Below are 25,349 nucleotides of genomic sequence, written 5' to 3' on the forward strand. Positions count from 1 at the left end.
TTCATCACCTCCGGGTATCGGCCAGTTGCTGGCGCACCTCGGCGTAGGGGTAGGCCTCCAGGGCGCCGAAGGCGGGCAGGCTGCGGGCCTTGAGGCGGGTGAACACGGGGGTGGCGATGCCGCAGAGCAGGCGGGTCAGGCAGTCGACGCTGGGGGCGCGGCCCTTGGCCTCGCGGTAGCGCTCGATGAAGGCCTGGCAGCGGCCTTCCAGATCCTGCCCGGCGAGGGACGCCAGCGGTGCTGGCGGCGGCAGCACCGCCACCCGGCCGGCGCATACGGAGCAGTGGCCGCAGGCGGCCGGGGCGGCCTGGTCGCCGAAGTAGCGGGCCAGCCGGGCGCTGAGGCAGGTGTCGCTGGCGAACAGCGCGAGCATGGCCTGGATGCGGGCGATCTCGCTGTCCTCCTGCTGGCGGAAGTAGCGGTGGAGCTCATCGGCCAGGGCCTCGGTGTCGAAGTCGGGCTGGCGCAGGGCGTAGACCTCGGTCATCTGCTTGCTCTCCAGCTCGATCCAGCCGCGCTCCTGGAAGAAGTCCAGGGCCTTCACGACCCGCGCACGCTCGGCGGCGTGGTCGCGGTAGAGCCGGTCGAAGTCCACGGTGCACCAGGTGCGCGCGCGGGTGGAGGTGTCCACCAGGGCCTGGACGAACTGCCGGCGCTCGCCCTCGAAGCGCGCCAGCAGCGCCTCGGGCTCGATCAGGTACTTGAAGCGGTATTCGGCGAAGTAGGCGAACAGCGGGGCGATCAGGCCGCGCAGCTCCAGCTGCACCAGCAGGGTCTTCAGCGGCAGGGGGCGGATGTTGCTCTGCTCGGAGAGGGCGCCGGCCATCAGCTCCCAGCGCCCGTCGGGGCCGGTGGCGCTGCGCAGTTCCTGCAGCACCTCGGCGATGCCGTCGCGCTCGGGGGTGTCGCCGTAGACGAAGTTCTCCAGCACGTTGAGGCCGTCGCGGTTGGCCAGCACCAGGCATTCCGAGGGTTGGCCGTCGCGGCCGGCGCGGCCGATCTCCTGGCTGTAGTTCTCCACCGACTTGGGCAGGTCGTAGTGCACCACCAGGCGGATGTCGGCCTTGTCGATGCCCATGCCGAAGGCGATGGTGGCGACCATCAGGTTCACCTCGCCGTTCATGAAGCGCCGCTGCAGGCCTTCGCGCACGCTGTGGTCGAGGCCGGCGTGGTAGGCGCAGGCGTCGATGCCCTGGCGGGTGAGGTGGGTGGCCAGCTCTTCGGCGCTCTTCTGCTGGGTGACGTAGACGATGCCGGGCTTGCCGGGCCGGGCCCGCAGCCAGTCCACCAGGTAGCGGCGGCGCTGCTCGCCGGCCACGGGCTCCACCTGCAGGTGCAGGTTGGGCCGGTAGAAGCCGGTGGTGACCACGTCGGCGGAGTCGATGGCGAACTTGCGCTGCATGTCGGTGATCACCGCCGGGGTGGCCGTGGCGGTGAGCAGCAGCACCTGGGGGATGCCGAACTCGCGCTGGTAGTCCGGCAGCTTGAGGTAGTCGGGGCGGAAGTTGTGGCCCCACTCGGAGATGCAGTGGGCCTCGTCCACCACCAGCAGGGAGATCGGCACCTGCTGGATGAAGTGGCGGAAGCGTTCGTTCTTCAGCCGCTCCACCGAGATCATCAGGATCTTCAGTTCGCCGCTGCGGGCGCGGGCCATGACCTCGGCAGCCTCTTCGCGGCTCTGGGCCGAGTCGATGCTGGCGGCGGCGATGCCGTGGGCGTGGAGGAAGGCCAGCTGGTCCTGCATCAGCGCCAGCAGCGGCGACACCACCAGGGTCAGGTGCGGCAGGTGCAGCGCGGGCAGTTGGTAGCAGAGGGACTTGCCGGAGCCGGTGGGGAAGATCGCCGCGGCCGAGCGGCCGGCCAGCACGGCGCTGACGGCGGCTTCCTGGCCGGGGCGGAAGCGGTCGTAGCCGAAGACGCGGGCGAGGGTGGCGAGGGGCATGGCGTCACTCCGTTGTGAGGGGGCTGTCGATCATGGCCCGAAGTGCAACACGGCGGCGCCGTTGCAGGGCAGGGCACCGACCGGTCTGTCAGTAGGATGGAGCGGGTGTTGTTCCGCGAGGAGCAAGCTCGATCACTGTCTGTCCCCGGGAGCGCGGTTGGTGGATGAGAAGAGCGTCATCCACCACTACGCCAGTGGCGGGCTGCAGCACGGGACAGTGGCCAATGAAAAAGCCGCCCGTAGGCGGCTTCTTCGTACAACGGGTCCCTTACAGCTTGGGACCGGCGTTGCGGATGGCGTCGGAGACGTCGAACTTCTTGAAGTTCTCGACGAATTTCTCGGCCAGGGCCTTGGCGGCCGCGTCGTAGGCGGCTTTGTCAGCCCAGGTGTTGCGCGGGTTGAGCAGCTCGGTCTCGACGCCCGGAACGGCCTTCGGCACGTCCAGGTTGATGATGTCCAGGTGCTCGGTCTCGGCACCGACCAGCGCGCCGCTCTGGATGGCTGCGATCACGCCACGGGTGGTGGGGATGCTGAAGCGCTTGCCGACGCCGTAGCCACCGCCGGTCCAGCCGGTGTTGACCAGGTACACCTTGGAGCCGAAGCCCTGGATGCGCTTGATCAGCAGTTCGGCGTACTCACCGGCCGGGCGCGGGAAGAAGGGGGCGCCGAAGCAGGTGGAGAAGGTGGACTTGATGCCGCCGCCGGAACCCATTTCGGTGGAGCCGACCAGGGCGGTGTAGCCGGACAGGAAGTGGTAGGCCGCCTGTTCGTTGTTGAGGATGGAGACGGGCGGCAGTACGCCGGTCAGGTCGCAGGTCAGGAAGATGACCGCGTTCGGCTCGCCGGCACGGTTGGCTTCGACGCGCTTTTCCACCAGGTGCAGCGGGTAGGCGGCACGGGTGTTCTGGGTCAGGCTGTCGTCGCTGTAGTCGGGCAGGCGGGTTTCCGGGTTGAGCACGACGTTTTCCAGCACGGCGCCGAACTGGATGGCTTTCCAGATCACCGGCTCGTTCTTCTCGGACAGGTCGATGCACTTGGCGTAGCAGCCGCCTTCGACGTTGAACACGGTGCCCACGCCCCAGCCGTGCTCGTCGTCACCGATCAGGTAACGGCTCGGGTCGGCGGAGAGGGTGGTCTTGCCGGTGCCGGACAGGCCGAAGAACAGGGTGGTGTCGCCGTCTTCGCCGACGTTGGCGGCGCAGTGCATCGGCAGCACGTCTTTTTCCGGCAGCAGGAAGTTCTGCACGGAGAACATGGCTTTCTTCATCTCACCGGCGTAGCGCATGCCGGCGATCAGGACTTTCTGCTGGGCGAAGTTGAGGATCACGCAACCGTCGGAGTTGGTGCCGTCACGCTCGGGCTCGCAGACGAAGTTCGGGGCGTTGATGATCTGCCATTCCTGGCGGCCCTGCGGGTTGTACTGCTCGGGGTTGATGAACAGGCAGCGGCCGAACAGGTTGTGCCAGGCGGTCTCGGTGGTCATCTTGACGGCCAGGTAGTGCGCGGGGTCGGCACCGACGTGCACGTGGGAGACGAAACGCTCGCGTTCGGTCACATAGGCTTCGACACGGGCCCACAGTGCATCGAATTTGTCCGCCGGGAAGGGACGGTTGATGGCGCCCCAGGCGATCTTGGCGTCGGTGCTCGGCTCCTGGACGATGAAGCGGTCAGCCGGAGAACGGCCGGTGCGATGGCCGGTCTGCACGACCAGCGAACCGTTGGCGGCCAGTTCACCTTCGCCACGGCGGATGGCTTCTTCGACCAGTTGCGCGGCGCTGATGTCGGTGTACACGGCTTTAGTGGCTTGCGTCATGTGGTTCCCCGTCGGCCAGAGGCCGAGTCCTCCAATGCGAAATGTAGTGAGCCTTGCGACCCGCTACAGCGAAAAAAGTGCGCCGGATTATGCCAGAGGAAACCGGGCGATTGCGAGATGACTGGATGTAAGGCACGTCCTGCCTGGGTTCCAGGCGAAATCAGGGGGTGCTGGAGGGGTTCTCCGTGACCACTCATCGGGGGCCGAAAGACCGCTACAAGACTTGAATCGCACCTGCCGGTCACGTTCCGGACCGCAGCCGCTGAAGCGACGATGCAGCGGGGGCCCCGGCGACATATCCACAGGGGCGCCCTCGCTACAAATGGGTAGCAGCCTTACGAATTCCGCCGAACGGTACTCAGTGGCGGGTTTCCGACGGTGCGCGGCTGCCGCCACCGGCGAACAGCTGGGCCACGTCGGCGGCGTCGAAGCGGTAGCGCTGGTTGCAGAACTGGCAGTCGATCACCACGGCGCCGCCCTGTTCCTCCACCAGGGCCTCGGCGTCGGCCTGGCCGAGGCTGACCAGGGCATTGGCCGAGCGCTCCCGCGAGCAGCTGCAGTGGAAGCGCAGCGGGCGGGGGTCGAACAGGCGCACGGTCTCTTCGTGGAACAGGCGGTGCAGCACGGTTTCGTTGTCCAGGCCCAGCAGTTCCTCGGCGGTGAGGGTGTCGGCCAGGGTGGTCAGGTGCTGCCAGCTGGCGGCACGGGCTTCCGGGTCCTTCAGGCGGTCGGCGGGCAGGGCCTGCAGCAGCAGGCCACGGGCGTTGCGGCCGTCGGCGTTGAGCCAGAAGCGGGTCGGCAGCTGTTCGGAGTTGGCGAAGTAGGTGGACAGGCATTCGGCCAGGTTGGCGCCTTCGAGGGTGACGATGCCCTGGTAGCGCTGGCCCTGACGCGGGTCGACGGTGAGGGTCAGCACGCCTTCGGGCATCAGCTGCCGCAGGTCGGCGTCGGCGCCGATCTGCTCGGCGTGATAGCGGGCGATGCCGCGGATCTCGCGCTCGCTGGAGCACTCCACCATCAGCAGCGGCACGGCGCCGCTGGAGCGCGCCTGCAGCACCAGCAGGCCGTCGAACTTCAGGGTGCCCACCAGCAGCGCGGCGGCGGCGAGCATCTCGCCCAGCAGCTGGGCCACCGGTTCCGGGTAGGGGTGCTTGGCCAGGACATGGGTGTAGCTCTCGCCCAGGGAGACCATTTCACCGCGTACGTCGGTGTCGTCGAAGATAAAACGCTGGGAATTGTCGGAAATAGGCATGGGGGCAACCACAAGAGGGTGACAGATCGGTGACAGCGCACTATAAAGCGCGCCATTCCGCTGCCCGCGATAGATGAGGATGGGAATTTTATGGAGAAACCAATGCGCGTCCAAGCCTCCTGGCGATGGCCGGCCCTGCTCGGGCTGCACCTGCTGGCGGCCCTGGTACTGGCCAGCTGGCTGTGGCCGACCACCCGTGAACTCTGGGACCTGGCCGACAATGCCGCCTACCGGGCGCTGAACGGCTCCCTCGAAGGCCGTCCGGTATGGATGGCGCTCTGGGCCTTCGCCAGCACCCGCCTGTTCGACATCCTCGCCGGCGGCCTGATGCTGGCGCTGCTGATCCGCCAGGACTGGACCTTCCGTCGCCACGAGCTGCGCCCAGCGCTGTTCACCTTCATCGCCCTGCTGGCGATGCTGCTGGTGGTGCGCTCGCTGTTCACCAAGATCGGCGTGCACTTCGGCTGGCAGCACGCGAGCCCTTCGGTGGTGCTCGGCGGTATCCAGCTGAGCGACCAGTTCCCGCTGCTGGAAAGCGTGTTCGAGGTGAAGGACCGTTCCAGCCGCAGCTTCCCGGGGGACCACGCTTCGGTGCTGATGCTCTGGGGCCTGTTCATGGCGATCTTCGCCCGTGGCTGGAAGCGCGTGACCGTGCTGGCCATCGCCACGGTGCTGATGCTGCCGCGCCTGGTGGCCGGTGCCCACTGGCTGACGGACGATGTGGTCGGTGGACTGGTGATCACCCTGGTGGTCATCGCCTGGGGCTTCTGTACCCCGGCCGGCAGCCACCTGGCGCACCTGCTGCAGTGGCTGGCCAGCCCGGCGCTGCGCCTGGGCGGCTACATCCCGCTGGTGAACCGCCTGGCGCTGCTGGATACCAAGCGCCTGCGCTGACCTACTCGGCGGCGCCGCGCAGGGAATGGATCTGCCTGCGCTGCTTCTTGGTGGGCCGTCCGTCGGTCTGCACCCCCAGGGCCCCGGCCTTGCGCAGGGCGGCCGCTTCTTCACGGCGGGCGATGCTGTCCGCCGTCTCTTCGTACAGCGCCTGGGCCTCGGGCGCGCCCCGGCGCACCACCGACAGGGCACGAACCACCACGGTACGTTCGTCGAAACCGGTGCGGATCACGTACTCGTCGCCGACCCGTGGCTCCTTGCCCGGCTTGCAGCGCTCGCCCCGGTGATGGACCTTGCCGCCCTCGATGGCCTCCTTGGCCAGGGCGCGGGTCTTGTAGAAGCGCGCGGCCCAGAGCCACTTGTCCAGGCGCACCTTGTCGTCGTCTTTCTCGCGCATCGTTGCTTTCCCTCCGGGGCACCCTGCGGGCGCCCGCACATCGTCGGCCGGTGGCGGATGCAGTTGTCACACGGCCCATCTAGAATGCCGGCAACTCTACCGGAATCCCCGCCGTGAAGACCTTCGATCACCTCTCCGTGGTCGGCCTGCGTGAATGGATCGCCCTGCCGGAGCTTGGCATGGTCGGTCTGCGAGCGAAGGTCGACACTGGGGCGAGCACCTCCAGCCTGCATGCCAGCGACATCGTGCCCTTCGAGCGCGATGGCGAGCGCTGGGTGCGCTTCACCGCGCACCTGGGCACCCTGGTGCAGCGGCGCCATCGCTGCGAGGCGCGGCTGGTCTCGGTGCGCACGATCAAGAGTTCCAACGGCCAGGCCCAGAGCCGCTACGTCATCAGCACCACGGTGGTGCTGGGCGATCGCGCCTGGCCCATCGAGTTCACCCTCGCCTGCCGCAAGGCCATGCGCTACCGCGTGCTCATCGGCTCCAAGGCCCTGGTGGACGGGCAACTGGTGGTCAACCCCGCCCTCAGCTACGTACAGGACAAGCCGACCCTGCCGGCGTTCGATTCCCTCCCAGGTGCCCAATGAAGATTGCCGTGCTGTCGCGCAACCCGCGTCTGTATTCGACCCGTCGTCTGGTGGAGGCCGGCCAGCAGCGCGGTCACGAGATGGTGGTCATCGACACCCTGCGGGCCTACATGAACATCGCCAGCCACAAGCCGCAGATCCACTACCGCGGCCGTGCCCTGGAGGGCTTCGACGCGGTGATCCCGCGCATCGGCGCCTCGGTCACCTTCTACGGCTGCGCCGTGTTGCGGCAGTTCGAGATGATGGGCGTCTACCCGCTCAACGAGTCCGTCGCCATCTCCCGCTCGCGGGACAAGCTGCGCTCCCTGCAACTGCTCTCGCGCAAGGGCATCGGCCTGCCGGTGACCGGCTTCGCCCACTCGCCGGACGACATCCCCGACCTGATCCGCATGGTCAACGGCGCCCCCCTGGTGATCAAGGTGCTGGAAGGCACCCAGGGCATCGGCGTGGTGCTGTGCGAGACGGAGAAGGCCGCCGAGTCGGTGATCGAGGCCTTCATGGGGTTGAAGCAGAACATCATGGTGCAGGAGTACATCCGCGAAGCCGGCGGCGCCGACATCCGCTGCTTCGTGGTGGGCGACAAGGTGATCGCCGCGATGATGCGCCAGGCCAAGCCCGGCGAGTTCCGCTCCAACCTGCACCGGGGCGGCACCGCCAGCCTGATCAAGATCACCCCCGAGGAGCGCATGACCGCGATCCGCGCGGCCAAGGTCATGGGCCTGTCGGTGGCCGGGGTGGACATCCTGCGCTCCAACCACGGCCCGCTGGTGATGGAGGTGAACTCCTCGCCGGGGCTGGAGGGCATCGAGACCACCACCGGCAAGGACGTCGCCGGCATCATCATCGAGCACCTGGAAAAGCACGCCGGCCCCAACCTCACCCGCACCAAGGGCAAGGGCTGAGGCCCGTCCAGCCGTTCCTCAGGCCGAGTCGGCCAGGGCGCGCTCGCGGCGCTGCAGCCAGGCCAGGAAGGCCGGCCCGTCCAGCGGCTCGCTGATGTGGAAGCCCTGGCCCAGGGCACAGCCCAGCCGGCGCAGGGACTGGTACTGGGCGTCCGCCTCGATGCCTTCGGCGACGCATTCCAGGCCCAGGTTGCGGCCGATGGCGAGAATGGTCTCCACCAGTGCCGCGTCGCTGCCCTCTTGCTCCAGCCCCTCGACGAAGCTGCGGTCGATCTTCAGCCGGTCCAGCGGCAGGCGCTTGAGGTAGATCAGCGAGGAGTAGCCGGTGCCGAAGTCGTCGATGGCGAAGCGCACCCCCAGTTGCTTCAGCTCCAGCATGGCGGCGATGCAGCGTTCCACGTCCTCCATCAGGCTGCCTTCGGTGATCTCCAGCTCCAGCGCATGGGCCGGTACATCGTGGCGCTGCAGGCAGTCGCGGACCCGCTCGACGAAGTCCGGCTGGCGCAGGTCGCGGGGGCTGATGTTGATCGCCAGCACCAGGGCGGGCCGGTGCGGCAGCCACTGGGCGAGGTTGGCGCAGGCCTGATCCAGCACCCAGTTGCCCAGTTCGAGGATCAGCCCGGTCTCTTCCGCCAGGGGGATGAACTGCGCCGGTGACACCACGCCGCGGCTGGGCGTGCGCCAGCGCAGCAGCGCCTCGGCGCCCACCACCTGGCCGCCGGCCAGTTCCAGCTGCGGCTGGAATTCCAGGAACAGCTGGCCCCGCGCCAGGGCCTGGCGCAGGTCGCTCTGCAGTTGCAGGCGCTGGTCGATGGCGGCCTGCATGGCCGGGGCGAAGAAGTGCAGCGCATTGCGCCCGCCCTGCTTGGCCCGGTACATGGCGGTGTCGGCCTGCTTGAGCACGTCGGCGGCGCCCTGGCCGTCGAAGGGATGCAGGGCGATGCCGATGCTGGCGCTGACCGCCAGCTCATGCTCGCCCACGCGGTAGCTGCCACGCAGGCTCTGCAGCAGCTTGGCGCCCACTTCGGCGGCGTGGTCGGCCGCGCCGTCGGCCTCCGGTGCCAGGGCCTCCAGCAGCACCACGAACTCGTCGCCGCCCAGCCGCGCCAGGGTGTCCTCGGCACGCAGGCAGCCGGCCAGGCGCGCGGTGACTTCCCGCAGCAGGGCGTCGCCCACCGGGTGGCCGAGGCTGTCGTTGACGGTCTTGAAGTGGTCCAGGTCGATGAACAGCAACGCACCGAAGCGGCCGTCGCGAACTTCGCGGGCCATGGCGTGCTGCAGGCGGTCCAGCAGCAGGCGGCGGTTGGGCAGGCCGGTGAGTTCGTCGCTGTAGGCCAGGCGCTCGATCTCGCGCTGGTAGCGCTGGCGCTCGGAAATGTCGGTGATGCTCAGGCGGATCAGCTGCCGGTCGCGGCCCGGCAGGCGCACCAGACGCACCTCGCAGGGGCGCACGCGCCCGGCGAAGTCGCGCATCAGCCACTCGAACAGCGGCGTTTCGCCGGCCAGGGCAGCGCGGGCGTGGGCGCGGCCGACCTCCTGGGAGCTGCGCCCGTCGGCCTGGTAGGGCGGGCTGAAGCTGTCGGGCATGCGCCCGAGCAGCTGCTCGCGGGGCAGGCCGTAGAGCCGCGCGGCGTTCTCGTTGGCATCGGTGATGCCGCGTTCCAGGTCGAACACCAGGATGGCCTCGGGGGCGTGTTCCACCAGCACGCGGTAGCGGTCCTCGGCCTCGCGCCGGGCGCTGACGTCCTCCACCAGGATCAGCAGGGCGTACAGCCGGCCCTCGGCATCGCGCACGCCACGGACGTTGACGCGGGTGTCCACCGCGCTGCCGTCCGGGCGCAGGAAGCGCTTGTCCAGTTCGTAGCCGTCGCGCAGGCCCTGGCGCAGCTCCACCAGCAGCTCGCTTTCCTGGGGGCGGTCGTCCGGGTGGGTGATGCTCATCCAGTCGTGGCCCTGCAGCTGCTCGCGGGAGCGCCCGAGGATGCTGCACAGCTTGAAGTTCACTTCCTGCCAGCCCTGTTCCGGCGAGCACAGGGCCATGCCCATCAGCGGGGCTTCGAAGAACAGGTGCAGGTGCTCGTCGCGCTCGCGCTGGCGGCGTTCGGTGCGCTTCTGCTCGGTGAGGTCCTGCACCGCACCGTAGATGCGCATCACCTGGTCGCCGTCGCTCTCGGCCAGGCCCTTGAAGCGCAGGGTGCGCGGGATGCCCTTGGCGCTGGTGATGCGCAGCTCCAGGTCGAAGGGGGTGCCGGTCTCCTGCACCCGCTGCAGGGTGGCTTCGGCCTGCTGGCGGCTGGCGGCGTCGAAGAACTCCAGCACCCGTTCGAAGCTGGGGGCGCCGTCGGCGGGGTCGAGGTCGAAGATGCGGAAGGTGCCCTCGCTCCAGAACAGCGTGCGTGCCGGCAGCTGCAGCACCCAGCCGCCGAGGTCGGCGATGGCTTCGGTCTGGCTCAGCAGGTGGGTCTGGCGCAGCAGTTCCTCGCGGCGCATGGCCAGCTCCTCGGCCAGCAGCTCGCGGGTGCTGACGTCGTGCTGCAGGGCGACGAAGTGGCTGATGCCCTCGCCGTCGCGCATCGGCGCCAGGGTCACCTCGTTCCAGAACAGGCTGCCGTCCTTGCGGTAGTTGCGCAGGATCGCCTGGGTCGGATTGCCCTGCTCGATGGCGGCGCGCAGGTGCCGCAGGGCGGGCTGGTTGCGGTCGTGCCCGACGAGGAAGCGGCAGTTGCGGCCGAGGGCATCTTCGCGGCTGTAGCCGGTGATGCGCTCGAAGGCGCTGTTGCAGTAGATCAGCGGGAAGTCGGGGTCACGGGCATCGGCGATGGTGACGCCCAGCGGAGTCGCCTCCATGGCCAGGTTGGTCATGGCCAGCTCGCGCTGCATCTCGGCGCGGCGCCGCAGGTTCAGGCGCAGGTCGCTGAGGCTGCGCCCCACCAGTAGGGCGGAGACCATCAGCAGCAACACGCTGAACTGCAGCTCGATGCGCCGCGTCTCCAGCCACTGGCTGGCGTCGCCGAGCTCGCGCAGGGCCGGCAGCGCCAGCACGCTGATGGTGGTGACCACCGCGCCCCAGAGTGCGCCGCTGAAGCCCCAGCCGAGGGCCAGGCCGAGGATCGCCAGGCCGATCACCGGCAGGGTCATGGGCAGCGGCATCACCGCCATCAGCAGTGGCAATGCCACCGCCGGCAGCAGCAGGACGGGCCAGGGTGGCAGGCGGCGGATGGCCTCCGGCAGCGGCTCGTAGACGCCGAGCGCCCAGCCGTTGCGGCGCAGCCAGGGGGTGCCGTAGACCAGCAGCGGCAGGCTCAATACCAGGGTGGTGAGGCTGTCGCCCAGCCACATCTGCAGGCTGGCCAGCAGCCAGGCCTGGCGGGTGATGACGCCGGTGGCCAGCAGGCTGGCCTGGACGCCGAGGCTGACCAGGGTCACCGGCACCAGCACGCCCAGCAGCATGAAGCGCAGCAGGCTGGCGAAGTCCGGCAGGCCGGCTTCGGCCTGGTGCCGGCGCAACAGCAGCCAGGCGACGCCGATGGAGAGGGTTTCGGGCAGGGCGTAAAACGGTGCCAGGTGCCAGTCCAGCCCCCACAGCGGGATGCTCGCGACGGCGTTGAGGTAGACGCTGGCCAGTACCCGGGGGCCCCACCAGAGGGTCAGCACCAGGCCGAGGGCGAATGGCAGGTACCAGAGCGCGACACCGCCCGAAATCTGGGTGCCCAGCGACATCCAGGTGGCCAGGTGCAGCAGGGGCAAGGGCACCCACCAGGTCCATCGGGGCGCAAGGGCGTGGGCGTCGGGCATGGGGGCCTCTTGTCGACGCAGGGCTGGGCAGGGTTCAGGGCGCCTAGAGTACGTGGATCAGGGCAAAGTGACACTATCGAAATGAGCGCCGTTGCGGCGCGTCGACAGAAGGCAGGCGGGCCCCGGGCCGGCCAGGCGACCCGGGGCTTGCAGGCGCGATGGACTCAGGCCGCGTCGCGCGGCAGCAGCAGCCCCAGGGGCAGGCAGACGCGGGCTTCCAGGCCGCCGCCGGAGCGGTTGCGCAGCTCGACGCTGCCGCCGTGCTGGGCGGCGATGCGCTTGACGATGGCCAGCCCCAGGCCGGTGCCCTTGCCGCCCCGGGCGCGGTCGCCGCGGATGAAGGGGTTGAAGATGTCACCCAGCTCGGCCGGGTCGATGCCCTGGCCGCGGTCCAGCACGCTCAGCACCACGTAGGGCGCAGCGTGGTCGCCGGCCACGTAGGCCGCCACTTCCACGCCGTTGTTGCCGTAGCGCAGGGCGTTCTCGATGAGGTTGGCGAGCAGGCGCTTCATCGACACCCGGCGCAGCGGTACCGGCGGCACCGGCTCCAGGCACAGGCGCACCTGTTCCTCCTGCTGGTTGTAGGGCGCCACCACTTCGCGCACCAGTTCGCCCAGGTCCATTTCCTCCACGCGTTCGTCGCGGCCATCGCGGATGAAGGCGAGGAACTGGTCGAGGATGGCGTCCATGTCCTCGATGTCGCGGACCATGTCCTCGGTCAGCTCCGAGTCGGCGCTCATCAGCTCCAGGGACAGCCGCAGGCGGGTCAGCGGCGTGCGCAGGTCATGGGAGACGCCGGCCAGCATCAGCTCGCGCTCGCGGGCGGCCTGCTCGACGTCTTCGGCCATCTGGTTGAAGGCGCGGTACACCTCGGTCATCTCGCTGGGCGTGTCGCTCACCGGCAGGCGCACGCTGCGGCCCTGACCGAGGTGGCGGGCGGCGAACACCAGGCGCTTGAGCGGGGCGTTGAGCTGGCGCACGAAGATCCAGGCGGCGGCGGTGGACAGCAGGCCGATGCCGAGGAACCAGCCGAGCACGCTCCAGATGCGCTGGCCGCGAAGCGGGTGCGGGTAGAGCGGGATGCGCACCCAGTCCGGGCCGAGGCTGGGAGCATGGACCCAGAGCGCCGGCGGGCTCTTGGCGCGCAGGCGGACTTCGGTCTGCGGGCCCAGTTCGGTCTGCATCTGCCGTTCGAAGATCTCGCTGTAGGGCCAATGCTGTTCCGTCTGTGGCACGTCCTCCTGGCTCACCCGGGCCAGGCCGGCGGCGCGGGCCAACTGGTCGCGCTCGCCCTCGCTGGCGGCCCAGTAGGCGCGCAGGGTCAGCGCCGCGCCGTGGCTGTACTGGCGGTCCACCAGCACGTCCTCGTTCATCATCAGGTACACCAGGGTCAGCGCCTTGGAGAACAGCACGACGATGAGCACCAGCCAGAGGGTGCGGGAGAAGAAGCTCTGCGGGAACCAGTAGGGCGCTTTCATGGGCGGGCGGGTGTTGGGGGCGGACGTGCCGCGCGGGGGGCGCGCGGCGGGAAGGTTCACTTGTTGCCGTCCGGCACGAAGACGTAGCCGACGCCCCAGACGGTCTGGATGTAGCGCGGCTTGGACGGGTCGGGTTCGATCAGCCGGCGCAGGCGCGAGATCTGCACGTCGATGGAGCGCTCCAGGGCGTCCCACTCGCGGCCACGGGCCAGGTTCATCAGCTTGTCGCGGGTCAGCGGTTCGCGGGCGTGCTGGACCAGGGCCTTGAGCACGGCGAACTCGCCGGTGGTGAGCATGTGCACGTCATCGCCACGCTTGAGCTCGCGGGTGGCCAGGGACAGCTCGTACTCGCCGAAGCTGACCACCTCGTCCTCGCTGGACGGCGCGCCCGGCACCTGGGGCGCCTGGCGGCGCAGCACGGCCTTGACCCGGGCCAGCAGCTCGCGCGGGTTGAAGGGCTTGGCCAGGTAGTCGTCGGCGCCCAGCTCCAGGCCCTGGATGCGGCTGGATTCGTCGCCCTTGGCGGTGAGCATGATGATCGGCACCTGGTTGTTCGAGGCGCGCAGGCGGCGGCAGGCGGAGAGGCCGTCCTCGCCAGGCAGCATCAGGTCCAGCACCAGCAGGTGGAAGAGCTCGCGGGCCAGCAGGCGGTCCATCTGCTCGACGTTTTCCACCGCGCGCACGCGGTAGCCCTGTTCCTCGAAGAAGCGTTCGAGCAGACGGCGCAGGCGCGCGTCGTCGTCGACGATCAGGATCTTTTCACCCTCGGCGTTGGGGATGCTGCTCATGGTCACTCCAGATTCTTCGGCGCGGCATTATCGCTCAGTCCACCGGTGCGGCGGCCCGTCCATTGTTAGCAGATTTTTCCCCCAACGGTTCCCTGGCCGGCGCGGGCCGGTGTTTATAATGCGCCGCTCTTTTGCCCGGCCGGGCCTTGCCGGCCGGTTCTTCCGTTGCTTACAGGTGTGTTTTTTCTCAATGGACAGCATCAACAACCGTATCGCTGAAGAGCTGGGTGTACGCCCGCAGCAAGTCGCCGCCGCCGTTGCCCTGCTCGACGAGGGCTCCACCGTGCCCTTCATCGCCCGTTACCGGAAGGAAGTCACCGGCAGCCTGGACGACACCCAGCTGCGCACCCTGGAAGAGCGCCTGCGCTACCTGCGCGAGATGGAGGACCGCCGTGGCGCGATCCTCGCCAGCATCGAGGAGCAGGGCAAGCTGACCCCGGAACTGGCCCGCGAGATCAAGCTGGCCGACACCAAGACCCGCCTCGAAGACCTCTACCTCCCCTACAAGCAGAAGCGTCGCACCAAGGGCCAGATCGCCCTGGAAGCCGGCCTGGGCGAGCTGGCCGATGCGCTGTTCGCCGACCCGAGCCTGGCCCCGGAGGCCGAGGCCGCGCGCTTCATCGATGCCGAGAAGGGCTTCGCCGACACCAAGGCCGTGCTGGAAGGCGCCAAGTACATCCTCATGGAGCGCTTCGCCGAGGACGCCACCCTGCTGGCCAGCCTGCGCAGCTACCTCAAGGACAACGCCACCCTGTCCGCCCGCCTGGTGGCCGGCAAGGAGCAGGAAGGCGCCAAGTTCAGCGACTACTTCGAGCACGACGAAGCCCTCAAGGGCGTGCCATCCCACCGTGCCCTGGCGATCTTCCGCGGGCGCAACGAGGGCGTGCTGAGCATCGCCCTGAAGGTGGGCGAGGAGCTGCCGGGCACCATGCACCCCTGCGAGGTGATGATCGGCGAGCGCTTCGGCGTGAAGGACCAGGGCCGCGCCGCCGACAAGTGGCTGGGCGAGGTGGTGCGCTGGACCTGGAAGGTCAAGCTCTACACCCACCTGGAGACCGACCTGCTGGGCGAGCTGCGCGAAGCCGCCGAGACCGAGGCGATCAACGTCTTCGCCCGCAACCTGCATGACCTGCTGCTGGCCGCCCCGGCCGGCCCGCGCTGCACCCTGGGCCTGGACCCGGGCCTGCGCACCGGCTGCAAGGTGGCCGTGGTGGATGCCACCGGCAAGCTGCTGGACACCGCCACCGTCTACCCCCACGTGCCCCACAACAAGTGGGACGAGACCCTGGCCACCCTCGGCAAGCTCTGCGCCAAGCACGGCGTCGAGCTGATCGCCATCGGCAACGGCACCGCCAGCCGCGAGACCGACAAGCTGGCCGGCGAGCTGGTGCGCAAGCTGCCGGGCCTGAAGCTCACCAAGATCATGGTCAGCGAGGCCGGCGCCTCGGTTTACTCCGCCTCGGAACTGGCGGCCAAGGAATTCCCCGAGCTGGACGTGTCCCTGCGTGGCGCCGTCTCCATCGCCCGCCGCCTGCAGGACCCGCTGGCCGAGCTGGTGAAGATCGACCCGAAATCCATCGGCGTCGGCCAGTACCAGCACGACGTCTCCCAGCTGCAGCTGGCGCGCAGCCTGGACGCCGTGGTCGAGGACTGCGTGAACGCCGTCGGCGTGGACGTGAACACCGCCTCCGCCGCCCTGCTGGCGCGCATCTCCGGCCTCAACAGCACCCTGGCGCAGAACATCGTCACCTACCGTGACGCCAACGGCGCGTTCAAGACCCGCGACGAACTGAAGAAGGTCAGCCGCCTCGGCGAGAAGACCTTCGAGCAGGCCGCCGGCTTCCTCCGCGTGATGAACGGCGACAACCCGCTGGACGCTTCGGGCGTGCACCCGGAGACCTACCCGCTGGTGCAGCGCATCGCCGCCGATACCGGCCGCGACATCCGCACCCTGATCGGCGACTCGGGCTTCCTCAAGCGCCTGGACCCGGCCAAGTTCACCGATGAGACCTTCGGCCTGCCCACCGTCACCGACATCCTCAAGGAACTGGACAAGCCCGGCCGCGACCCGCGCCCCGAGTTCAAGACCGCCGAGTTCCAGGACGGCGTCGAGAGCCTCAAGGACCTCAAGCCCGGCATGGTGCTGGAGGGCGTGGTGACCAACGTCACCAACTTCGGCGCCTTCGTCGACATCGGCGTCCACCAGGACGGCCTGGTGCACATCTCCGCGCTGTCGGAGAAGTTCGTCAAGGACCCGTACGAGGTGGTCAAGGCCGGCGACATCGTCAAGGTCAAGGTCATGGAGGTGGACATCCCGCGCAACCGCGTCGGCCTGTCCATGCGCATGAGCGACACCCCCGGCGAGAAGGTCGAGGGCCCGCGCGGCGGCGGTCGCCCGCAGGGCGGCCAGCGTCCTGATCGCGGTGCCCCGCGCCAGCAGCAGGCGGCCCCGGCGAACAACGCCATGGCCTCGCTGTTCGCCAACGCCAAGCAGATCAAGAAGAAGTAAGACCATGGCACTCGATGACCCGCAGACCGCCAGCGCCTTCAGTCGGCTGCTCGGCATCGAAGCGGTGAGCCTCGGCGACGGTGTCGCCGAGGCCCGCCTGCCCATGGGCGAGCACCTGCGCAACCGGGGCCAGGTGATGCACGGCGGGGCGATCTTCACCCTGCTGGACATCGCCATGGGCCTGGCCTGCACCAGCGTCCACGGCTTCGACCGGCGCAGCGCCACCATCGAATGCAAGATCAACTACATCCGCCCCGTGGCCGACGGCGAGATCACCTGCCGGGCCCGCGTGCTGCACGCCGGCTCGCGCACCCTGGTGGTCGAGGCCGACGTGCTGCAGGGCGACAAGCTGGTCGCCAAGGGACAAGGCACCTTCGCCCAGCTGTAAGCGCCAGGACGGCGACGCTCTATTCTGGACGAAGCGACAACGCAGTCATGTCCGCCCCTTGTAGACCGATCAGTCCACCCTCATATTGGGGCGACTGTCCACTGGGACCCACAGGATTCCAAATTGAGCGACCTTCTCTCCCGCCGCCTGGCGCTGCTTGGCGAGCGAGCCAACCTGTCCCTGCTGACCCAGTGCCTGCACGGCATCGAGCGTGAATGCCTGCGCGTCGACCCGCGTGGCCAGTTGGCCCTGACCGACCACCCGGTGGCCCTGGGCTCGGCCCTGACCCACGGGCAGATCACCACCGACTACTCCGAGTCGCTGCTCGAATTCATCACCCCCACCGAGCACGACCCCGCCGCCACCCTCGACGACCTCGACCGCATCCACCGCTTCACCTACCAGAAGCTGGACGGCGAATACCTGTGGAGCGCCTCCATGCCCGGCCGCCTGCCGAGCGAGGAAGCCATCCCCATCGCCCACTACGGCACCTCGCCCATCGGCCGGCTGAAGTACGTCTACCGGCGTGGCCTGGCCGTGCGCTATGGCAAGACCATGCAGTGCATCGCCGGCATCCACTACAACTTCTCCCTGCCCGAGGCGTTGTGGCCGCTGCTCAAGGCGGCCGAGGGCGATACCCAGAGCGAGCGCGACTACCAGTCGGCGCGCTACATCGCCATGATCCGCAACTTCCGCCGCTACAGCTGGCTGCTGATGTACCTGTTCGGCGCCGCCCCGGCACTGGACGAGAACTTCCTGCGCGGCCGTCCCCACGACCTCGACCGCCTCGATGCCGACACCCTCTACCTGCCCTGGGCCACCAGCCTGCGCATGAGCGACCTGGGCTACCAGAACAACGCCCAGGCCGGCCTGACGCCCTGCTACAACAGCCTCGACAGCTACCTGTCGAGCCTGCGCCAGGCCGTCTCCACGCCGTACCCGCCCTATGCCGAGATCGGCACCAAGCAGAACGGCGAGTGGGTGCAGCTGAACACCAACGTCATCCAGATCGAGAACGAGTACTACTCCTCGATCCGCCCCAAGCGCGTCACCTACACCGGCGAACGCCCGATCCAGGCCCTGATGGCCCGTGGCGTGCAGTACGTCGAAGTGCGCTGCCTGGACATCAACCCCTTCCTGCCGCTGGGCATCGATCTCACCGAGTCGCGCTTCCTCGATGCCTTCCTGCTCTACTGCGCCCTGGCCGACAGCCCGCCGATGGCCGGCGACGAGTGCCGCGCCTGCACCGACAACTTCCAGCGGGTGGTCAAGGAAGGCCGCCGTCCGGGCCTGCGCCTGCAGCGCCCTGATGGCGAGATCGGCCTGGTGGAGTGGGCCGGCGAACTGCTGGAACGCATCGCCCAGACCGCCGCGCTGCTGGACCGCGCCCAGGGCGGCGAGGCCCACGCCCAGGCCCTGGCCGAACAGCGTCGCAAGGTCGAGGACCCGTCCCTGACGCCGTCGGCCCAGGTACTGGCGGAGCTGCGCGAACGGGGCGAGAGCTTCAGCCAGTTCGCCCTACGCCAGAGCGAGGCCCATGCCCGCGCGTTCCGCGAGCGCCCGCTGGACGCTGCCGACGTGGAGCGCTTCGAAGCCATGGCCCGCTCGTCGCTGGAGGAGCAGGCACGCCTGGAAGCCGAGCCCGAGGGGGACTTCGACACCTTCGTCGCCGCCTACCAGGCCAGCATCCTCGGGCTGCTGAGCAACTGAGGCAAACGGAGCGAGCGCCGCGTCACAAAACCGACAAGCTGGGGCTCCAGGTGGGACAAGTGGCCATCCATGCCGGAAAGCCGACGGCTAGCATGGTGCCTGAACCCTTCTGCGAGCCTGCGTCATGGCGCCGCCCGATCACGATCAAGAGCCCGCTCCGCCGCTGTGGAGCCTGGAAGACCTGAACAAGGCCTACCAGCAGGGCTACATGGCCGGTCTCACCGGCCAGCCCATCGACCCGCAACCCTACGCGGCGGACGTCCTCGCAGCGGCCTGGGAGGCCGGCTGGGACGACGGCCATGACCAGTACGAACTGCAGCGCCCGCCACGCATCGCCTGAGTCACTCCTCGAACGCCGCGTCCAGCGGCACCCGGTAGCCGATGGCCAGCCGGTTGGTCTCGTTGGCCATCGCCACCACCGCCTGCAGCTCGCCGAACATCGCCTCGCTCATGCCCGCCTTGCGCGCCGCCGCCGTGTGCGAGCCCACGCAGTAGCCGCAGTTGTTGGTCACGCTCACCGCGATGTAGATCAGCTCCCTGGTCAGCGGGTCCAGCTCGCCGTCCGCCACCATCACCTCCTTCAGGCTTTCCCAGGTACGGCGCAGGGTCTGCGGGTGCCGGGCGAGGGCCTTCCAGAAGTTGTTCACCTGGTCCACCTGGCGGGTGGCCATGATGTCGTCGTAGACCGCACGGACTTCAGGCGAGGCATTTGCATATTCGATCAAGTGCTTAGACGACATGGTGTTTCTCCTTTTAGGTTATTAGGCAACGCAGTATAGGCAGCCGCCCGTACCGTCATACCACCCAGGAGCATGGTCATGTCGAAACACCGTCTGGGCCGTCTGGCCCTCACCCTTCCCCTGTTGCTGCCGTTGCTGGCCCAGGCCGCCCAACCCGGGCTCTGGGACACCTACGCCACGCTGAAGAGCAAGACCTGGGTCGACCTGACCCACCCCTACGACGAACAGGTCCCGCACTGGAAGGGCTTCGACAACGCCCAGCGCAAGACCCTCTACACCGTCGACAAGGACGGCTTCCAGGTGGACCTCTACACCCACGTCGGCCAATGGGGCACCCACGTCGACCCGCCCGTGCACTTCCACAAGGGCCTGCGCAGCATCGACCAGATCGACGTGAAGGAGCAGTTGCTGCCCCTGGTGGTGCTGGACATCCACCAGCAGGCGGCGAAGAACCCCGACTACGTGCTGACCCTGGCCGACGTGAAGGCCTGGGAGGCCAAGCACGGCCCGGTACCCGAAGGCGCTTTCGTCGCCCTGCGCAGCGACTGGTCCAAGCGCTGGCCGAGCCAGGAGAAGATCCAGAACGCCGACGCCCAGGGCGTGGCCCACTACCCCGGCTGGAGCAAGGAGGCCCTGGTGTACCTCTACGAGACGCGCAAGATCACCGCCTCCGGCCACGAGACCACCGACACCGACCCGGGCATCGCCACCAGCAAGGACGACTACTCCCTGGAGTCCTACATCCTCGGCAAGGACCACTACCAGATCGAGCTGCTCGCCAACCTCGACCAGGTGCCCGAGGCCGGCGCCCTGGCCGTGGTCAGCTTCCCGAAGATAGCCCGTGGCACCGGCTTCCCCGCCCGCGTCTTCGCCATCCTGCCCTGACCCGCACCCCACCCGGCCCGGCCGCTCAGGCCTGGCCGACCCCCATCAACTGCTCCACCAGCCAGCCCAGCGCCGCGTCGGAGTCGCGCTGGGCCAGGCTCACCAGGTCCAGGTGGAACGGCCCCAGGGCGAAGGGCAGGGGGTGCACCGCGAGCGGCAGCAACCGCGCGAAGTGCGCCGCCAGCCGCGCCGGCAGCACCACCGTGAGGTCGGTGCCGGCCACGATGTGGGCCGCCTGCAGGTAGTTCGGCGTGGTGTAGACGATGTCCCGCGCCAGGCCCTGTTCCCCCAGCCACTGGTCCACCATGCCTTTGGTCTGGCCCCCATGCACCCACAGGTGGCGTAGCCTCAGGAAGGTCGCCAGGTCCGGCGCCTGTTGCAGCTGCGGGTGATCGCGGCGGGCCACGAGGCGCAGGCTCTCGCTCATCCAGCGCCGCGCCCGGAAGCGCGCCGGAATGCGCTCGAAGCGCCCCAGCACCAGATCCAGCTCGCCCTGGTCCAGCGCCTCGGCCGGCAGGCTCGGGGTCAGGTGGCGGATGGCGATGCGCAGCCCCGGCGCCTCCAGGGCCAGCTGCTGTAGCAGCCGGGGCATGGCGATCAGCTCCACGTAGTCGGTCACCGCGATGGTGAAGCGCTGCTGGCTGCGCGCCGGGTCGAAGCCCTCGCCGGTCACCAGGCTCTGCTCGATCTGGCGCAGCGCCGCGCGGATCGGCATCTCCAGCGCCAGGGCCCGTGCGGTGGGCTGCATGCCACGGCCCACTCGGGTCAGCAGCGGGTCGCCGAGCAGTTCCCGCAGGCGGTTCAGGGCATTGCTCACCGCCGGCTGGCTCAGCGCCAGGCGTTCCGCCGCGCGGGACACGCTGCGTTCGCGCAGCAGGGCATCGAGCACCCGCAGCAGGTTCAGGTCGAAGTTGGAAATATTCACGACGGGAATGCGGCCTATCACAAGACTAAATTTCAAAAATAGTACCGGCTTCCTTACTGTGTTCCACGGCTTTCACGCTCCCCACCCCCCAGAACAACAAGAGGACGAGGCAATGACCCGCACCCCCTACGACATCCAGCACGCCGCCGTGATCGGCGCCGGCACCATGGGCCGCGGCATCGTCATGAGCCTGGCCAGCGCCGGCATTCCCGTGCGCTGGCTGGACAGCAACCCGCAGATGCTCGAACAGGGACTGGGCGTGGTGGCCGACACCTACGCCCACAACTTGCGCCAGGGCCGCATCGACGAAGCCGAGGCCGCCGCCCGCCGCGCGCGCATCCAGCCGGTGCAGGGCTACGCCGACCTGGCCGAGGTGGATCTGGTGATCGAAGCGGTCTACGAGAACCTCGACCTCAAGCAGCAGATCTTCCGCGAGCTGGACGCCCGGCTGAAGCCCTCGGCCATCCTCGCCAGCAACACCTCGGCACTGGACATCGATGCCATCGCCGCCGTCACCGCCCGTCCCGAGCAGGTCCTCGGCCTGCACTTCTTCAGCCCGGCGCACATCATGAAGCTGCTGGAGATCGTGCGCGGCGCCAGGACCGCCCAGCCGGTGCTGGACGCGGCCCTGGACCTGGGCAAACGCATGGGCAAGGTCAGCGTCGTCGCCGGCAACTGCGACGGCTTCATCGGCAACCGCATGCTCCACACCTACGTCCGCGAGGCGCGGATGATGCTGCTGGAAGGTGCCTTCCCCCACCAGGTGGACGCCGCCCTGCAGGCCTTTGGCTTCGCCATGGGCCCGTTCCGCATGTACGACGTGGTCGGCATCGACCTCGAATGGCGCGCTCGCGAGCTGTCCGGCAAGGGCCAGGATGACCCGGCGGTGCAGGTGGACAACCGCCTCTGCGCCCTTGGCCGCTTCGGCCAGAAATCGCGCATGGGCTACTACCGCTACGCCGAAGGCAGCCGCCAGGCCGAGCACGACCCGGAAGTGGACGCCCTGGTGCTGGCCGTCTCCGAGCAGCTCGGCTTCCAGCGCCGGGCCATCGGCCAGGAGGAAATCCTCGAGCGCTGCCTGCTGGCCCTGGTCAACGAAGGCGCGAAGATCCTCGAAGAAGGTATCGCCGCCTCCAGCGCCGACATCGACACCGTCTACCTCAACGGCTACGGCTTCCCTGCCGACAAGGGCGGCCCCATGAGCTGGGCCGACGGCCAGGGCCTGGAGGCCCTGCGCGAGCGCCTGGAATACCTCGCCGGACGCCACGGCCTGCACTGGCAACCCGCCGCCCTGATCCAGCGTCTGGCCGCCGAAGGCCGGGGCTTCGCCGACTACCGCCTGGAGGCCTGAAATGAGCTACACCGCCCCCCTGCGCGACATGCGCTTCGTGCTCCATGAACTGTTCGACGCCGCCGGCCACTGCGAACGGCTGGGTAATGGCCTGGACCGCGAGCTGATCGACGGCGTGCTGGAAGAAGGCGCGCGCTACACCGGCGAAGTCATCGCCCCGCTCAACCGCGCCAGCGACGAAGAGGGCGTGACCCTCGAAGGCGGCGCCGTCACCACCCCCACGGGCTTCCGCGAGGCCTACCAGCAGTACTGTGACAACGGCTGGGCCAGCATGACCGGCCCGGTTGAGCACGGCGGCCAGGGCTTCCCGCAGCTGGTGGCCGCCAGCTTCCACGAGATGCTGATGGCCGCCAGCCTGTCCTTCCGCGTCTATTCCGGCCTTACCGAAGGCGCGGTGCTGGCGCTGCACACACACGGCAGCGAGGCCCTCAAGCGCGACTACCTGGGCAAGATGGTCAGCGGCGTGTGGACCGGCACCATGTGCCTCACCGAGCCCCAGGCCGGCACCGACCTGGCCCTCCTGCGCACCCGCGCCGAGCCCCGGGCCGACGGCAGCTACGCGGTCAGCGGCAGCAAGATCTTCATCAGCGGTGGCGAGCAGGACTTCTCCGAGAACATCGTCCACCTGGTGCTGGCACGCCTGCCCGATGCCCCCGCCGGGGTGAAGGGCATCTCGCTGCTGCTGGTGCCCAAGTTCATCGCCAACCCCGACGGTACGCCTGGGGCGCGCAACGCCCTGTCCTGCGGGGCCATCGAACACAAGATGGGCATCAAGGGCGCCGCCACCTGCGTGATGAACTTCGACGGCGCCACCGGCTGGCTGGTGGGCGAGGCCAACCAGGGCCTGGCCTGCATGTTCACCATGATGAACGACGCCCGTTTCCAGGTCGGCCTGCAGGGCCTGGGCATCGCCGAACGCGCCTTCCAGGGCGCGCTGGCCTATGCCCGCGAGCGCCTGCAATCCCGCGCGCTGACCGGCCCGGCCGAGCCGGGCAAGGCGGCCGATCCGATCATCGTGCACCCCGATGTGCGGCGCATGTTGCTGACCCAGAAGACTCTCACCGAAGGCAGCCGCATGCTGGCCGCCTACTGCGCGCGCCAGCTGGACCTGGAACACGCCGCCCCGGACGCCGACGTGCGCCGCGCCGCCAGCCGTCGGGCCGCGCTGCTGATCCCCATCGTCAAGGCCTTCCTCACCGACATGGGCCAGGAGGTCGCCAGCCTCGGCGTGCAGGTCTACGGCGGCCACGGCTACATCCGCGAGTGGGGCATGGAGCAGCTGATGCGCGACAGCCGCATCACCCAGATCTACGAAGGCACCAACGGCATCCAGGCCCTCGACCTGATCCGCCGCAAGCTGATGGGCGACGGCGGTGCCGAACTGTTCGCACTGGTGGACGAACTCACCGCCCAGGCCGACGCCCTGCTGGGCGATGCCGAGCTGGCCGAAGCGGCGGGCGCCGTGCTGGCGCGCCTGCACGAATGGCGCGACCTCACCGCCACGGTGCTCGACCGCGCCCGGCACGACCCCCAGGAGATCGGCGCCTGCTCGGTGGACTACCTTCAGTACGCTGCCTACGTGCTGCTCGCCGCGCTCTGGCTGCAGGCCGCCGGCCGTGCCCGCCAGGCCCTGGCCGACGGCACCGGCGAAGCCGACTTCTACCAGGCCAAGCTGCACAGCGCGCGCTTCTACCTGCGCCGCGTGCTGCCACGGGCCAGCGGCCACCGCGAGGCGCTGCTCGGCGGCGCCGACTGCCTGATGGCGTTGCCGGAGGCGCACTTCGCCTTCTGAGCCCGGGCCACACAACAACAAGAGGACGCCCCATGCAGCCCTTCAGCTTTGCCACCACCGCGCAGATCCTCTGCGAATCCGGCTCCGCCACCCGCCTCGCCGAGCTGTGCCGCGAACGCGAGGCCCGGCGCGTACTGGTCGTCACCGACCCGGGCATCACCCGCCTGGGCATGCTCGACCCGATCCTCCCGGGCTTCGCCGCCGCCGGCCTGGCGGTGGAGGTGTTCGACCAGGTGCAGGCGGACCCGCCGGAGGCGGTGGTGCTGCAGGCGGTGGACCAGGCGAAGGCCCTGCGCGCCGAACTGGTGATCGGCTTCGGTGGCGGCAGCTCCATGGACGTGGCCAAGCTGGTGGCGCTGCTGGCCCACCCGGCGTGCGGGCAGGGGCTCCAGGACCTCTACGGCGTCGGCAACGCCCGGGGCCGGCGCCTGCCGCTGATCCAGGTGCCGACCACCGCCGGCACCGGCTCGGAAGTCACCCCCATCGCCATCGTCACCACCGGCGAGACCACCAAGCTGGGCGTGGTGTCCCCGCTGCTGCTGCCCGACCTGGCGCTGCTGGACGCCGACCTCACCCTCGGCCTGCCCGCTGCCGTCACCGCCGCCACCGGCATCGATGCCATGGTCCACGCCATCGAGGCCTACACCAGCCGCCACAAGAAGAACCCGCTGTCCGACCTGCTCGCCCGCGAGGCCCTGCGCCTGCTCTGCGCCCACCTCGACGAGGCGGTGCACAACGGCCGCAACCGCGAGGCGCGCCAGGCCATGCTGGTGGGCGCCTGCCTGGCCGGGCAGGCCTTCGCCAATGCCCCGGTGGCGGCGGTGCACGCCCTGGCCTATCCCCTGGGCGGGCACTACCACATCCCCCACGGGCTCTCGAATGCGCTGGTGCTGCCCCACGTGCTGGGCTTCAACGCCGAGGTGGCCGCGCCGCTCTATGCCGAACTGGCGCCGCAGGTGCTGGGCCGCAAGCTGCAGCCGGGCAATGCGCTGCACCTCACCGAGCAACTCATCGTCGAGCTGGCCGATTGCAGTGAGCGCAGCGGCCTGCCCACGCGCCTGCGCGATGCCGGCGTGGCCGAGGCGATGCTGCCGCAGCTGGCGAAGGACGCCATGTTGCAACAGCGCCTGCTGGTGAATAATCCGCGCGATGTCAGCGAGCGCGATGCGCTGGCGATCTACCAAGCCGCCTATTGAGA

The 25,349-nt window shown here is 69.1% G+C and carries 20 protein-coding genes; 11 read left to right on the forward strand and 9 right to left on the reverse strand.

Annotated features, from left to right (window positions below; translation table 11 throughout):
- Positions 1-4 precede the first annotated feature (4 nt).
- From RTK35_RS28730 to hslO, 3 genes are all read right to left on the reverse strand, one after another.
- Entirely contained in the window at positions 5-1,942 is a 1,938-nt protein-coding gene (locus RTK35_RS28730) for an ATP-dependent DNA helicase RecQ (protein WP_316909575.1), read from the reverse strand.
- Positions 1,943-2,210: 268 nt separating this feature from the next.
- Complete coding sequence (locus RTK35_RS28735) at positions 2,211-3,755, reverse strand: phosphoenolpyruvate carboxykinase (RefSeq protein ID WP_074972300.1); 1,545 nt, start codon at positions 3,753-3,755, stop codon at positions 2,211-2,213.
- 358 nt (positions 3,756-4,113) lie between these two features.
- Positions 4,114-5,007: an Hsp33 family molecular chaperone HslO gene (gene hslO / locus RTK35_RS28740; RefSeq protein ID WP_044405288.1), complete on the reverse strand. Its 894-nt coding sequence runs from the start codon at positions 5,005-5,007 to the stop codon at positions 4,114-4,116.
- A 102-nt stretch (positions 5,008-5,109) separates the two neighbouring features.
- On the opposite strand from hslO, the gene RTK35_RS28745 reads away from it, so the two are divergent.
- Positions 5,110-5,901 carry a phosphatase PAP2 family protein gene (locus tag RTK35_RS28745; RefSeq protein ID WP_236210925.1) on the forward strand — a complete coding sequence of 264 codons (792 nt, stop codon included), beginning with the start codon at positions 5,110-5,112 and terminating at the stop codon, positions 5,899-5,901.
- 1 nt (position 5,902) lies between these two features.
- Here RTK35_RS28745 and RTK35_RS28750 read toward each other — a convergent pair whose 3' ends face one another.
- Positions 5,903-6,298 (reverse strand): RNA-binding S4 domain-containing protein, encoded by a 396-nt coding sequence (locus RTK35_RS28750; protein WP_044405297.1) that lies wholly within the window; start codon positions 6,296-6,298, stop codon positions 5,903-5,905.
- 179 nt (positions 6,299-6,477) lie between these two features.
- Between RTK35_RS28750 and RTK35_RS28755 the strand changes: the two genes are divergently transcribed.
- On the forward strand, positions 6,478-6,888 hold the full coding sequence (locus tag RTK35_RS28755; RefSeq protein WP_232060879.1) for an ATP-dependent zinc protease: 411 nt from the start codon (positions 6,478-6,480) through the stop codon (positions 6,886-6,888).
- The gene (gene rimK / locus RTK35_RS28760; protein WP_044405301.1) at positions 6,885-7,790 is read left to right on the forward strand and encodes a 30S ribosomal protein S6--L-glutamate ligase; all 906 of its coding nucleotides are present in this window, start codon (positions 6,885-6,887) and stop codon (positions 7,788-7,790) included. The genes RTK35_RS28755 and rimK overlap by 4 nt, the downstream gene beginning before the upstream one ends.
- A gap of 18 nt (positions 7,791-7,808) precedes the next feature.
- Here the strand turns inward: rimK and RTK35_RS28765 are convergent, their stop codons facing one another.
- The 3 genes from RTK35_RS28765 to ompR form a co-directional block, all read right to left on the reverse strand.
- Complete coding sequence (locus RTK35_RS28765; protein ID WP_316909576.1) at positions 7,809-11,585, reverse strand: EAL domain-containing protein; 3,777 nt, start codon at positions 11,583-11,585, stop codon at positions 7,809-7,811.
- 164 nt (positions 11,586-11,749) lie between these two features.
- Positions 11,750-13,063, reverse strand: coding sequence for an ATP-binding protein (locus RTK35_RS28770; RefSeq protein WP_044405305.1), 1,314 nt, complete (start codon positions 13,061-13,063; stop codon positions 11,750-11,752).
- 56 nt (positions 13,064-13,119) lie between these two features.
- Positions 13,120-13,851: a two-component system response regulator OmpR gene (gene ompR, locus RTK35_RS28775; RefSeq protein WP_044405307.1), complete on the reverse strand. Its 732-nt coding sequence runs from the start codon at positions 13,849-13,851 to the stop codon at positions 13,120-13,122.
- Positions 13,852-14,041: 190 nt separating this feature from the next.
- Here ompR and RTK35_RS28780 point away from each other — a divergent pair, with 190 nt between their 5' ends.
- From RTK35_RS28780 to rmf, 4 genes are all read left to right on the forward strand, one after another.
- Entirely contained in the window at positions 14,042-16,360 is a 2,319-nt protein-coding gene (locus tag RTK35_RS28780) for a Tex family protein (RefSeq protein ID WP_107331703.1), read from the forward strand.
- Positions 16,361-16,364: 4 nt separating this feature from the next.
- Positions 16,365-16,748 carry a PaaI family thioesterase gene (locus tag RTK35_RS28785; protein ID WP_044405311.1) on the forward strand — a complete coding sequence of 128 codons (384 nt, stop codon included), beginning with the start codon at positions 16,365-16,367 and terminating at the stop codon, positions 16,746-16,748.
- 123 nt (positions 16,749-16,871) lie between these two features.
- On the forward strand, positions 16,872-18,458 hold the full coding sequence (gshA, locus tag RTK35_RS28790) for a glutamate--cysteine ligase (protein WP_160480216.1): 1,587 nt from the start codon (positions 16,872-16,874) through the stop codon (positions 18,456-18,458).
- A 124-nt stretch (positions 18,459-18,582) separates the two neighbouring features.
- Complete coding sequence (gene rmf, locus RTK35_RS28795) at positions 18,583-18,798, forward strand: ribosome modulation factor (RefSeq protein ID WP_044405314.1); 216 nt, start codon at positions 18,583-18,585, stop codon at positions 18,796-18,798.
- A gap of 1 nt (position 18,799) precedes the next feature.
- On the opposite strand, the gene RTK35_RS28800 is transcribed toward rmf, so the two are convergent.
- Complete coding sequence (locus RTK35_RS28800; RefSeq protein ID WP_142013571.1) at positions 18,800-19,198, reverse strand: carboxymuconolactone decarboxylase family protein; 399 nt, start codon at positions 19,196-19,198, stop codon at positions 18,800-18,802.
- A gap of 78 nt (positions 19,199-19,276) precedes the next feature.
- On the opposite strand from RTK35_RS28800, the gene RTK35_RS28805 reads away from it, so the two are divergent.
- The gene (locus RTK35_RS28805) at positions 19,277-20,083 is read left to right on the forward strand and encodes a cyclase family protein (RefSeq protein WP_052807577.1); all 807 of its coding nucleotides are present in this window, start codon (positions 19,277-19,279) and stop codon (positions 20,081-20,083) included.
- 25 nt (positions 20,084-20,108) lie between these two features.
- Here RTK35_RS28805 and RTK35_RS28810 read toward each other — a convergent pair whose 3' ends face one another.
- Positions 20,109-21,008 (reverse strand): LysR family transcriptional regulator, encoded by a 900-nt coding sequence (locus RTK35_RS28810; RefSeq protein ID WP_044405501.1) that lies wholly within the window; start codon positions 21,006-21,008, stop codon positions 20,109-20,111.
- Positions 21,009-21,120: 112 nt separating this feature from the next.
- Here RTK35_RS28810 and RTK35_RS28815 point away from each other — a divergent pair, with 112 nt between their 5' ends.
- The 3 genes from RTK35_RS28815 to RTK35_RS28825 are packed head-to-tail and all read left to right on the forward strand — an operon-like array spanning position 21,121 to position 25,347.
- Entirely contained in the window at positions 21,121-22,359 is a 1,239-nt protein-coding gene (locus RTK35_RS28815) for a 3-hydroxyacyl-CoA dehydrogenase (RefSeq protein ID WP_316909577.1), read from the forward strand.
- Between the two features lies 1 nt (position 22,360).
- Entirely contained in the window at positions 22,361-24,151 is a 1,791-nt protein-coding gene (locus tag RTK35_RS28820; protein WP_309042469.1) for an acyl-CoA dehydrogenase C-terminal domain-containing protein, read from the forward strand.
- A 32-nt stretch (positions 24,152-24,183) separates the two neighbouring features.
- A complete protein-coding gene (locus RTK35_RS28825) occupies positions 24,184-25,347 on the forward strand; it encodes an iron-containing alcohol dehydrogenase (protein ID WP_316909578.1) in 1,164 nt (387 codons plus the stop codon).
- Positions 25,348-25,349: the final 2 nt, after the last annotated feature.

This window comes from Pseudomonas sp. zfem003 (genome assembly GCF_032621675.1).
In the GTDB taxonomy this organism is placed as follows: Bacteria; Pseudomonadota; Gammaproteobacteria; order Pseudomonadales; family Pseudomonadaceae; genus Metapseudomonas; species Metapseudomonas otitidis.